At 67.0% G+C, this 13045-nt stretch carries 1 protein-coding gene (only partly in view); it reads right to left on the bottom strand.

Translation table 11 applies throughout. The annotated features are described in order from the left end of the window. Nucleotides 1-14: 14 nt before the first annotated feature. Nucleotides 15-13045, bottom strand: partial view of a non-ribosomal peptide synthase/polyketide synthase gene (locus BHS09_RS18235; RefSeq protein WP_140798446.1) — the 3' portion only. It continues 22801 nt past the right edge of the window; the window shows 13031 of its 35832 coding nt (coding positions 22802-35832); its start codon lies off the right edge, out of view; the stop codon is at nt 15-17.

The raw sequence follows: 13045 nt of genomic DNA, 5'->3' as shown, positions 1-13045 counted from the left end.
CGACAGGTGGACGTCTACGGGGACGACTTCAGCGCCATCGTCTCCGCGAGCACGTCAACCGCTGGCGCCCTGAGGATGGAGTGGTGGTCACCGGAGAGTTCGTGCACCTCCACCCCTCCTGCCGCCAGCGCTCCCCAGCCGCCATCCGTGCCCGTGGGTACGTGCGTCTCGCTCGCGCGCAGCAGCGTGACGCGGCCACCGTAGCGTCCCGGTTGATAATCCCAGAGGGCGCGGAGGTTGCTCTCGTAGACACGGTACAGCGCGTGGAGTTGTTCGGATCCAACGCCCTGAGCCAGAACGCCGGTGCGCCGCCCCAGCGCCAACACGCGGCCCAGCAGCGAAGCCTCATCCGCAGGATGCGCATCCGCCATCAACTCCGAGACGGGCAGGCCCAGGAGCTGGCCCGTGAACTCCACGAACCGGGCGGCAATCCACTCCGCGCCCACGGGTTCCACTGGCCGCTGATCGAAGGCGTAGGCGTCAATGAGCGTCAGCTGCTCCACCTGCTCCCCCTGCTGTTCCAACTGCCGCGCCATCTCGAAGGCCACCACACCTCCCAAGGACCACCCCGCCAGCCGGTATGGCCCGCTGGCCTGGACGCCGCGCATGGCCTCCACATAGGTGGCGGCCATCGTCTCCACGGTCCCCAGCGGAGCCCGCTCGCCTTCGAGGCCCGGGGCCTGGAACGCGTAGAACGGTTGGTCAGGCCCCAGGCGCCGCGCCAGTTCCAGGTACGGCAGGACGTTGCCGCTGACGGGATGGACGCAGAAGACGGGCCGCTGCGAACCGCCACTCTGGATGGGCACCAGCGGGGACACGTGCCCGGGTGTCTGCCGGAGCCGAGAGGCCAGCTCCGCGAGCGTCCCCGCCTGGAACAGTGAAACCACGGGCAGGCTGCGTCCCAGGCGCTCGCGGATGAGCGACACCATCCGCATGGCCAGGAGCGAATGCCCACCCAGCTCGAAGAAGTCGGAGTGGATGCCAATGGGGCCTGTGCCCAGCAACTCCTCCCAGATGCGCGCGAGCAGGAGCTCCAGCGCATCCCGAGGCGCCACATAGGCCCGCGTCGACTCCGGACGGAGGGCGTCCGGCGCCGGGAGCGCCTTGCGGTCCACCTTGCCGTTGGGCGTCAGCGGCAGCGAGGCCAGCACCATCACCACCGAGGGCACCATGAAGTCCGGCAGCCCTTCCTTCACGAAGCGCCGGAGTGCCGTGGCATCGGGCACCGTGTCCGGCTGGGGCACGATGTACGTCACCAGGCGGCGCCCTTCGCTCCCGTCCTCGCGCACGAGCACCACGGCCTCGCGCACGTCTGGATGCCTTCGCAACACCGCCTCGATTTCGCCCAGCTCGATTCGGAAGCCACGCACCTTCACCTGCTGGTCGATTCGGCCCAGGTACTGCAGCACGCCATCGGGCAACCACCGCACGCGATCTCCGGTGCGGTACAGCCGCGCTCCAGGCTGCGGACTGAACGCGTCGGGAACGAAGCGCTCGGCGGTCAACTCGGGCCGGTCGACATACCCTCGCGCAAGCCCAGCCCCGCCCAGGTACAGCTCGCCCGCCACGCCCTGAGGCACGGGTTGACCGAGCGCATCCAGCACGTACGCGCGAGTCCCCTCAATCGGCCGCCCCACGGTGGGCTCCCGCGTGGCGCCGCGAGGGGCCACGGTCCAGGTCGAGTACGTCGTGTCCTCGGTGGGGCCGTAGAGGTTGAGCACGCGCCGCACACCGGGTGCGGACTGGTGGATGGCTTCCACCAGGGATTGGGCCAGCGGTTCTCCCGCCAGGTTCACCGTGCGCACCGAGTCCGGCACGGCATGGGCACGTACCAACTCCGCCATCGCGGAGGGCACCGTGTTGACGAGCGTCACCCGCCGGGCCCCCGGGAGCGACGGCAACTCCAAGGCATTGCGAGCGATGACCACGGCCCCGCCACGGATGAGCGGCGCGAACATCTCGAACACGGACAGGTCGAAGTTGAGCGACGTGGAGGCGAGGACCCCCACCAGCTCGTCCGACGAGAAGGCCCGCGTCGTCCAGCGCAGGAAGGCCACGGCGCTGCGATGCGCCAGGGCCACGCCCTTCGGCCGGCCCGTGCTGCCCGACGTGAACAGCACGTAGGCCAGATGGTCCGGAGCGGTCCTGGACACAGGCGCCGCCTCGGCTACCGCCACGAGCCCATTCGCATCGTCGAGCGCCAACCGGGCCACGTCCCCGTGAGGCAGCGCGTCCAGCAGCGCGCGCTGGCCCACCAGGACGCGAGGCTGGGAGTCCTCGATCATGAAGGCCAGCCGCTGGCTCGGGTATGCCGGATCCAACGGGACGTATGCGCCACCCGCCTTGAGGATGCCGAGCACCGCGATCAGCAGGTCCGCATTGCGCTCCGCGCAGAGGCCTACGCGGACCTCCGGCCCGACGCCCAGAGTGCGGAGCTTCCGCGCCAGCTGGTCCGACCGCTGCATGAGCTCGCGGTACGTGAGCACTTCGTCACCAGCCACCACCGCCACGGCGTCGGGCGTGGCCGCCGCCTGCTGTTCGACCAGGGCGTGGATGCTCGTCTCCGCGACGCCGCCGGAGCCGGTGTCATTCCACTCCACCAGCAACCGCCGCTGTTCGACCGAGTCCAGAAAGGGCAGTGCGAACACGGACCGGTCCGGCTCCGCCATGGCACCTTCAAGCAGCCTCTTCAGGTGGGACAGCAGTCGCTCCGCCGTCTCGGGCTCGAACAGGACGGTGCTGTACTCCAGTCCACCGGAGAAGCCGTCCTTGCCTTCCACGAAGCCGAGCGAGAGGTCGAACCGCGACACCCGGTGCTCCACGGCGACGTGCTTCATCCCCATGCCGGCCTGCGTGTCTCCCCCAGCATCTGGCGTGCTGTCGAAGGTGAGCATGACCTGGAACAGCGGCGAATAGCTGAGGCTGCGCTCCGGACGCAGCGCCTCGACGAGCTTCTCGAAAGGCACGTCCTGGTGCGCGTAGGCGCCAAGCGTGACCTCCCGGACCCGAGCCAGCAGCTCGCGGAAGGACGGGCTGCCGTCCAGCCGGGTCCTGAGCACCAGCGTGTTCACGAAGAAGCCGATCAGCCCCTCCGTCTCCCCGCGAGTGCGTGCGGCGATGGGCGAACCGACACTCACGTCGTCCTGCCCTGAGTAACGCGCCAGCACGGCCTGGAACGCCGCCAGCAGCACCATGAACGGCGTGACACCTTCACGGCGGGCGAGTGCATGTACCGCCTCGGACAGCTCACGGCCCAACGAGAAGGGCACGTATGCCCCTTCCAGGGACTGGACTGCCGGACGCGGCCTGTCCGTGGGCAGCTCCAGCAACCGGGGCGCGCCATCCAGGCGTTGCTTCCAGTAGCCGAGCTGCGCATCCAGGACTTCTCCCTGGAGCCACTCGCGCTGCCAGACCGCGTAGTCCGCGTACTGAAGCGGCAGCTCCGGCAGGTGCGACGGCTGTCCCTGCGAGAAGGAGGCATAGAGCTCGGTCAGGTCGCGAACCAGGAGCCCCATGGACCAACCGTCCGAGACGATGTGGTGCATCACCAGCACCAACACATGGTCCTGCTCCGACAGCGCGAGCAAGGCGAGCCGCAACAACGGACCGCTTTCAAGGTCGAACGGGTGCTGTGACGCCTCTTGCGCGATCCGCTGGGCCTCCTCTTCCCGCCGCGTCACTGGCAACGAGCGCAGATCCACGATGTCGAGCCGAACGCTGCCCTGCGGATCGATGACCTGTACCGGCGACCCACTCTCGGTCCGGAACGTGGTGCGCAGCGATTCGTGACGGCGGACCAGTGCGTCGAAACTCTGCTCCAGCGCGGGAACGTTCAAGGCGCCGGACAGCCGCACTGATGCAGGGACGTTGTAGACGGTGCTCCCCGGTTCCAGCTGCGCGAGGAACCACAGGCGCTGCTGGGCGAACGACAGGGGAAGTGCCCTGTCGCGAGGAACCCGTACCAACGGCGGTGGCTGCACGCCGCCATCCGTTTTCGACGTGCGATCCAGCCGCTGGGCCAGCTTCTCCACCGTGGGGCACTCGAAGATGTCTCGAAGGGGGAGCTCCACTTGGAGTTCCTCCCGCACGCGCGACACCAACTGCGTTGCCAGCAACGAGTGTCCGCCCAGCTCGAAGAAGTCTCCGTCGAGCCCGACCCGCTCGACCTTCAGGACGTCGACGAAGATTGCGGCCAGCGTCTTCTCGGTCACCGTTCGAGGCGCCACATACTTCTCGCTCGCCGTGCCCTCCGTGTCCGGGGCGGGCAGTGCCTTGCGGTCCACCTTGCCGTTCGGCGTCAGCGGCAACGACTCCAGCACCACGTACGCAGACGGCACCATGTACTCCGGCAGCCGTTGCTTCACGTGGCTTCTCAGTGCACCCGCGTCCAGCGAGGCACCTTCCCGTGCCGTCACGTAGGCCACCAACCGCTTGCCTTCGTTCCCATCCTCCCGCGCCACCACCACGGTTTCGTTGACGCCACCGTGCTGCGCCAGCGCCGCTTCCACTTCGCCCAGCTCGATGCGGTAGCCACGCACCTTCACCTGCGTGTCCGCGCGGCCCAGGAACTCCAACGTCCCGTTGGCCAGCCACCGCACCATGTCCCCCGTGCGGTACAGCCGCTCTCCCTCGCCGAATGGACTCGGCACGAAGCGTTCCGCCGTCAGCTCCGGGCGCCCCACGTACCCCACCGCCAAGCCGTCTCCGCCTACGTACAGCTCGCCCGGCACCCCCACCGGCACCGGACGCATTGCCCCGTCCAACACATAGGCCACCGTGTTCTTCACCGGCCGGCCAATGGACACCGAAGCGCCTACCTCCTCCGGCCTCTCCATCCGGTACGTGCTGGAGAACGTCGTATTCTCCGTCGGGCCGTACCCGTTGATGAGCAGGCCACCTGCTGCCAGCCGCTCCTTCACACGGGACACCGGCAAGGCATCGCCACCCGCGAGCACCTGGCGGACGCTCGACAAGGCCTTCGGCTGCCGCGCCTGCATCTGCTCGAAGAGCGCTGCCGTCAGCCACAACGACGTCACGCCAGAAGACTCCAGCTTCCGGCCCAGTTCCTCCAACGTCGGCGTCCCCGCCGGGTACACCACCAACTTCGCGCCGTGCAGCAGCGCGCCCCACACCTCCAACGTCGAGGCGTCGAAGGAGATGGGCGCTAGTTGCAGCCACAACTCCTCAGGCCCGAAGTGCGCAAAGTCCGTTCCCAGCACCAGGCGTGACACCGCGCGGTGCGGCACGGCCACACCCTTCGGCTTCCCCGTGCTTCCCGACGTGAACATCACGTACGCCAGGTTTCCACCGCCCACGTTGGCGCTGGGCGTGGTTTCCGGCTGGAGGGCAATCTGCGTCTCCCACTCCGTGTCCACGCACACCACCAGCTCGCCGCCCGCGGCCACCTCGTCCGCCAGCTTCTCCTGCGCCACCAGCAATGCGACGCCGGCCTCCGCCTTCATCCATGCCAGACGCTCCAGCGGGTAGCTGGCATCCAGCGGCACGTACACGCCCCCCGCCTTCAGGATGCCCAGCACGCTCACCACCAATTCCAGCGAGCGCTCCACGCACAAGCCCACCCGCACCTCAGGCCCCACACCCATGCTTCTCAGGTGGTGCGCCAGTTGGTTGGCACGGCGATTCAACTCCGCGTACGTCAGCCGTTGCTCCTCGTACTTCACCGCCACCGCGTCCGGCGTCCGCTGTGCCTGCTGCTCGAAGAGGACACTCAGGCTGGCATCGCGTGGGTACGCAGAAGCCGTCCCGCTCCACTCCTTCACCAACTGCTGCTGCTCCTCACTGCCCATCAGCGGCAGCTCGGCCAGCCGCTTCGCCGGCTCAGCGACGGCGGCCTCCAACAGCACCCTCAAGTGTCCGAGCAGCCGCTCCATCGTCTCGGCTTCGAACAGGTCGCTGTTGAACTCCAACGCGCCCGTCAGTCCGCCTGCGCTCGACTCTCCTAAGCCGAGGGTCAAGTCGAACTTCGACGTCTTCCCAGCCGACTCCGCTGCCTCCAACTTCAACCCAGGCAGACTTACCGCGCCTCCTGGAGTGTTTTGCAGCACGAACATCACCTGGAACAGCGGACCGCGGCTCAGGTCCCGCTCGGGCTGCAGCTCCTCCACCAGTCTCTCGAAAGGCACTTCCTGGTGCGCGTATGCACCCAGCGTCACTTCGCGCACCTGTGTCAGCAGCTCACGGAAGCTGGGATTGCCATCCAGCCGTGTCCGCAGCACGAGCGTGTTCACGAAGAAGCCAATCAGCCCCTCTGTCTCGGATCGCGTGCGATTGGCGATGGGGGAGCCCACAGAGACGTCGTCCTGGCGCGCATAGCGCGACAGCACCACCTGGAAGGCCGCCAGCAGCACCATGAAGGGCGTCGCGCTCTCCCGCTGCGCCAGCCCCTTCACGCCCTCCCACAGCCCCTTCGGCCACTCCAACCCTCGCGTCTCTCCTCGGTACGTCTGGACCGCCGGCCTCCCCTTGTCCGTCGGCAACTCCAGCGCCGCTGGCGCACCCGCAAGCTGCTTCCTCCAGTACCCGAGCTGCTCTTCCAACACCTCGCCCTTCAGCCATTCACGCTGCCATACCGCGTAGTCCGCGTACTGCACCTCCAGCTCCGCAAGCGGTGACTCGCGACCCTGCGAGTACGCCTCGTACAGGGCCACCAACTCCCTCACCAGCACGCCCATCGACCAGCCGTCCGACACGATGTGGTGCATCACCAGCACCAACACGTGCGCTTCCTCCTCCTCCTTCAGCAGCGTTGCCCTTAGCAGCGGCCCTGTCTCCAGGCTGAACGGACGAAGTGTTTCGAGTTCCGTTCGACGCTGGACCTCCTGGGTCTTCTCCGTGCCCTGGAGTGCACTCAGGTCCACGAACTCCAGCGCGCCCCTTCCCGAGGGAGAGATGACCTGGGTGGGAACGCCTGCCTCGGAACGGAAGGTCGTGCGCAGCGCCTCATGACGGAGAACCAGCGAATGGAAGCTCCGTTCCAGCGCTGCAACATCAAGGACCCCCAAGAGCTTCACCGCCACGGGCACGTTGTAGAAGGTGCTGTCGGGATCAAGCTGGTGGAGGAACCACAACCGTTGCTGCGCGAACGACAGAGGAAGCGCGCCGCCTCGTGAAGCGCGAACCAGCGGAGGTCCTCTCAGCGAAACAGCGGCTCCCGAGGCACCGTCCAGCCGCCTCCCCAGTGTCTCAACAGACCGGGACTCGAAAACTGTCCGGAGTGGCAGTTCGACTCGGAAGGCCTCGCGCACGCGAGACACCAACTGCGTTGCCAGCAAGGAGTGGCCGCCCAGCTCGAAGAAGTCGTCGTTGACGCTGACGCGCCCGACGTTCAGCACCTCGCTGAAGAGGGACGCCAGCTTCTCCTCTGTCGGAGTCCGTGGCGCCTCGAAGTGCGCTGCCTTATGGCTGTGTGCATCCGGTGCAGGCAGCGCCTTGCGGTCCACCTTCCCGTTCGGCGTCAGCGGCAGCGACTCCAGCACCACGTACGCCGACGGCACCATGTACTCCGGTAGCCACTGCTTCATGTGGCTTCTCAGCGCGCTGGCCTCCAGGCCCGTGTCCGTGCGCGCTGTCACATACGCCACCAGTCGCTTGCCTTCGCCTCCATCCTCCAGCGCCACCACCACGGCTTCGTTGACGCCACCGTGCTGGGCCAGCGCCGCTTCCACTTCACCCAACTCGATGCGGTAACCGCGCACCTTCACCTGCGTGTCCGCTCGGCCGAGGAACTCCAACGTCCCGTTGCTCAGCCACCGCACCACGTCCCCAGTGCGGTACAGCCGCTCTCCTTCGCCGAATGGATTCGGTACGAAGCGCTCCGCCGTCAGCTCCGGGCGCCCCACGTACCCCACTGCCAAGCCGTCTCCGCCCACGTACAGCTCGCCCGGCACGCCCACAGGCACCGGGCGCATCCCCGCGTCCAGCACATAGGCCACCGTGTTCTTCACCGGCTGGCCAATGGATACCGAAGCGCCCACCTCCTCTGGCCTCTCCATCCGGTACGTGCTGGAGAACGTCGTATTTTCCGTCGGGCCGTACCCGTTGATGAGCAGGCCACCTGCTGCCAGCCGCTCCTTCACACGGGACACCGGCAAGGCGTCGCCACCCGCCAGCAACTGGCGGACGCTCGACAAGGCCTTCGGCTGCCGCGCCTGCATCTGCTCGAAGAGCGCCGCTGTCAGCCACAGCGACGTCACGCCCGACAACTCCAGCTTGCGGCCCAGCTCCTCCAGCGACGGCGTCCCCGCCGGGTACACCACGAGCTTCGCGCCGTGCAGCAGTGCGCCCCACAGCTCCAGCGTCGATGCGTCGAAGGAGATGGGCGCTAGTTGCAGCCACACCTCCTCCGGCCCGAAGTGCGCGAAGTCCGTTCCCAGCACCAGGCGTGACACCGCGCGGTGCGGCACGGCCACACCCTTCGGCTTCCCTGTGCTTCCTGACGTGAACATCACGTACGCCAGGTTTCCACCGCCCACGTTGGCACTGGGCGTGGTTTCCGGCTGGAGGGCAATCTGCGTCTCCCACTCCGTGTCCACGTACACCCTGGACTCGGTGTCATCGAGCCCCATGGACTCAAGCAGCATCTGCTGCCCCACCAGCAGCGTGACGCCTGCTTCCTGCTTCATCCACGTCAGCCGCTCCAGCGGGTAGCTGGCATCCAGCGGGACGTAAACGCCCCCCGCCTTCAGGATGCCCAGCACGCTCACCACCAACTCCAGCGAGCGCTCCACGCACAAGCCCACCCGCTCCTCAGGCCCCACACCCATGCTTCTCAGGTGATGCGCCAGCTGGTTGGCGCGTCGGTTCAGCTCCGCGTACGTCAGCCGTCGGTCCTCATACTCGACCGCCACCGCGTCCGGCGTCCGCTGCGCCTGTGCATCGAACAACTGCGCCAACGACGCTTCTCGTGGGTAATGCGCAGTCGCCCCGCTCCACGCCTTCACCAGTCGCTGCTGTTCCTCACTGCCCATCAGCGGCAGCTCGGCCAGCCGCGTCTCAGGCTGAGCGACGGCTGCATCCAACAACACCCTCAAGTGTCCGAGCAGCCGATCCATCGTCTCGGCTTCAAATAGGTCGCTGTTGAACTCGAGGCCTCCAGAAAGGCCCTCATCCGTCTCACTCAACCCGAGCGTCAAATCGAACTTCGACGTCTTCCCGGACGACTCCGCCGCCTCCAGCTTCAGCCCCGGCAGGCTCACCGCCCCTCCCGGTGCGTTCTGCAGCACCAACATCACCTGGAACAGCGGGCTGCGGCTCAAGTCCCGCTTGGGCTGCAGCTCCTCCACCAACCGCTCGAAGGGTACTTCCTGGTGCGCGTACGCACCCAACGTCACTTCGCGCACCTGCGCCAGCAGCTCCCGGAAGCTCGATGCCGCAGACACCTTCGTCCGCAGCACCAGCGTGTTCACGAAGAAGCCAATCAGCCCCTCCGTCTCAGCCCTCGTCCGGTTCGCTATCGCCGTCCCGACGCACACGTCCTCCTGCCTCGCGTACCTCGACAGCACCACCTGGAAGGCCGCCAGCAGCACCATGAAGGGCGTCGCGTTCTCCCGCTGCGCCAGCCCCTTTACGCCCTCCCACAAACCCTTCGGCCACTCCAACCCTCGCGTCTCTCCTCGGTACGTCTGGACCGCCGGCCTCCCCTTGTCCGTCGGCAACTCCAGCGCCGCTGGCGCACCCGCAAGCTGCTTCCTCCAGTACCCGAGCTGCTCTTCCAGCACCTCGCCCTTCAGCCATTCACGCTGCCATACCGCGTAGTCCGCGTACTGCACCTCCAGCTCCGCAAGCGGTGACTCGCGCCCCTGCGAGTACGCCTCGTACAGGGCCACCAACTCCCTCACCAGCACGCCCATCGACCAGCCGTCCGACACGATGTGGTGCATCACCAGCACCAGCACGTGCGCTTCCTCCTCCTTCAGCAGTGTCGCCCTTAGCAGCGGTCCAGTCTCCAGGTTGAACGGGCGAAGCGCCGCTTGCTCCACGAGGCGTTTTGTCTCCAGCCCTCCTTCACCGTCGTCCGGAGTTCCGCGCGCCAAGACTTCCAACCGCGTCGTTGCAGTGTCGGAGACAATCTGGACGGGCATTCCGTCCTGAGCATGGAAGGTGGTGCGCAACGATTCGTGTCGGCGAACCAGCTCATCAAAGCTACGGCGCAACGCTCCAACGTCGAGGACGCCAGTGAGCCTCACTGAGACCGGTACGTTATAGAAAGCGCTGCCAGGCTCCAGTTGGTCGAGGAACCACAGTCGCTGCTGCGCGAACGATAGCGGCAATGCCCCCTGGCGCTGTGCCCGCTTCAGCGGTGGCGCCTGGGGCACCAATCCCCCCACCTGTGCGTGGCCCAGCCGGAGGGCCAATTTCTCCACCGTCGGAGATTCGAAGACGTCCCTCAGGGGGAGTTCCACCTGGAAGGACTCGCGCACGCGAGACACCAACTGCGTTGCCAGCAGCGAGTGGCCACCCAGCTCGAAGAAGTCTTCGTCGACGCTGACGCGCCCGACGTTCAGCACCTCTTTGAAAATGGATGCCAGCTTCTCCTCAGTCGCCGTGCGGGGCGCTTCAAAGTGTGCCGTCCTCGGACCCTGAGCATCCGGGGCGGGCAGTGCCTTGCGGTCCACCTTGCCGTTGGGCGTCAGCGGCAGCGACTCCAGCACCACGTACGCCGACGGCACCATGTACTCCGGCAGCCGCTGCTTCACGTGGCTTCGAAGTGCCCCCACGTCCAGTGAGGCCCCTTCCTGCGCCGTTACGTAAGCAACCAACCGCTTGCCTTCGCTCCCGTCCTCTCGCGCCACCACCACGGCTTCGTTGACGCCACCGTGCTGGGCCAGCGCCGCTTCCACTTCGCCCAGCTCAATCCGGTAGCCACGCACCTTCACCTGCGTGTCCGCGCGGCCCAGGAACTCCAACGTCCCGTTGCTCAGCCACCGCACCACGTCCCCAGTGCGGTACAGCCGCTCTCCCTCACCGAATGGATTCGGCACGAAGCGCTCCGCCGTCAGCTCCGGGCGCCCCACGTACCCCACTGCCAGCCCGTCTCCGCCCACGTACAGCTCGCCCGGCCCCCCCACCGGCACCGGACGCATCCCCGCGTCCAGCACATAGGCCACCGTGTTCTTCACCGGCCGGCCGATGGACACCGAGGCACCTACTTCCTCCGGCCTCTCCATCCGGTACGTGCTGGAGAACGTCGTATTCTCCGTCGGGCCGTACCCGTTGATGAGCAGGCCACCTGCCGCCAGTCGCTCCTTCACTCGAGACACCGGCAGCGCGTCACCACCCGCCAGCAACTGGCGGACGCTGGCCAAGGCCTTCGGCTGCCGCGCCTGCATCTGCTCGAAGAGCGCCGCTGTCAGCCACAGCGACGTCACGCCAGAAGACTCCAGCTTGCGGCCCAGCTCCTCCAGCGACGGCGTCCCCGCTGGGTACACCACGAGCTTCGCGCCGTGCAGCAATGCGCCCCACAGCTCCAGCGTCGATGCGTCGAAGGAAATGGGCGCCAGTTGCAGCCACACCTCCTCAGGCCCGAAGTGCGCGAAGTCCGTTCCCAGCACCAGGCGTGACACCGCGCGGTGCGGCACGGCCACACCCTTCGGCTTCCCCGTGCTTCCCGACGTGAACATCACGTACGCCAGGTTTCCACCGCCCACGTTGGCGCTCGAATTGCTCACGGGATGGTGGGCAATCTGCGTCTCCCACTCCGTGTCCACGCACACCACCAGCTCGCCGCCCGCGGCCACCTCGTCCGCCAGCTTCTCCTGCGCCACCAGCAATGCGACGCCGGCTTCCTCCTTCATCCATGCCAGACGCTCCAGCGGGTAGCTGGCATCCAGCGGCACGTACACGCCCCCCGCCTTCAGGATGCCCAGCACGCTCACCACCAACTCCAGTGAGCGCTCCACGCACAACCCCACCCGCACCTCAGGCCCCACACCCATGCTTCTCAGGTGGTGCGCCAGTTGGTTGGCACGGCGATTCAACTCCGCGTACGTCAGCCGTTGCTCCTCGTACTCCACCGCCACCGCGTCCGGCGTCCGCTGTGCCTGCTGCTCGAAAAGGACACTCAGGCTGGCGTCGCGTGGGTACGTAGAAGCCGTCCCACTCCATTCCTTCACCAGTCGCTGCCGCTCTTCACTCCCCATCAACGGCAGTTCGGCCAGACGCTTCTCCGGATCCGTAACTGCGGCCTCCAGCAGCACCTTCAAATGTCCGAGCATCCGGTCCATCGTCCCGGGCTCGAACAGGTCGCTGTTGTAGTTGACCATCGCCATGACGCCGTCCGGCACCTCCGCCATCACCAGAGAGAGGTCGAACTTCGACGTCCGCCCCTCCGACTCCACGCCGGAGAGCCTCAAGCCATCTCCGAGCTTCACCTCCGTCACGGGCGTGTTCTGCAGCGTCAACGTCACCTGGAACAGCGGGCTGCGGCTCAAGTCCCGCTCGGGCTGCAGCTCCTCCACCAGCTTCTCGAACGGCACGTCCTGGTGCGCATACGCGCCGAGCGTCACCTCTCGCACCTGAGCGAGCAGCTCACGGAAGCTCGATGCCGGAGACACCTTCGTCCGCAGCACCAGCATGTTCGTGAAGAAGCCGATCAGCCCTTCCGTCTCGCCTTGCGTACGCCCTGCGATGGGCGACCCCACGCACACGTCGTCCTGTCTCGCGTAGCGGGCAAGCACCACCTGGAAGGCCGCCAGCAGCACCATGAACGGCGTTGCTCCTTCACTCCGTGCCAGGGCCTTCACCCGCTCCCACAAAGCCAGGGGCCAGGACTGGTCGAGATGGCCTCCTCGAAAGCTCTGCGCCGCGGGCCGCGGTTTATCCGTCGGCAGGTCCAGCGATTGGGGTGCCCCCTCCAGCTGCCGCTTCCAGTATGCGAGTTGCGACTCCAGCACCTCGCCCTTCAGCCACTCCCGCTGCCACACTGCGTAGTCCGGGTACTGCACTGGCAGTTCCGGTAGCAGTGAGGGACGCCCCTGCAAGAACGCCTCGTAGAGTGCGGTTACATCCCGCACGAGGACGCCCATGG

The sequence above is a fragment of the Myxococcus xanthus genome (assembly GCF_006402735.1).
Classification (GTDB): Bacteria; Myxococcota; Myxococcia; order Myxococcales; family Myxococcaceae; genus Myxococcus; species Myxococcus xanthus_A.
The sequence above is the reverse complement of the archived record's forward strand: the minus strand, read 5'-3'. Positions and strand labels throughout refer to the sequence as shown.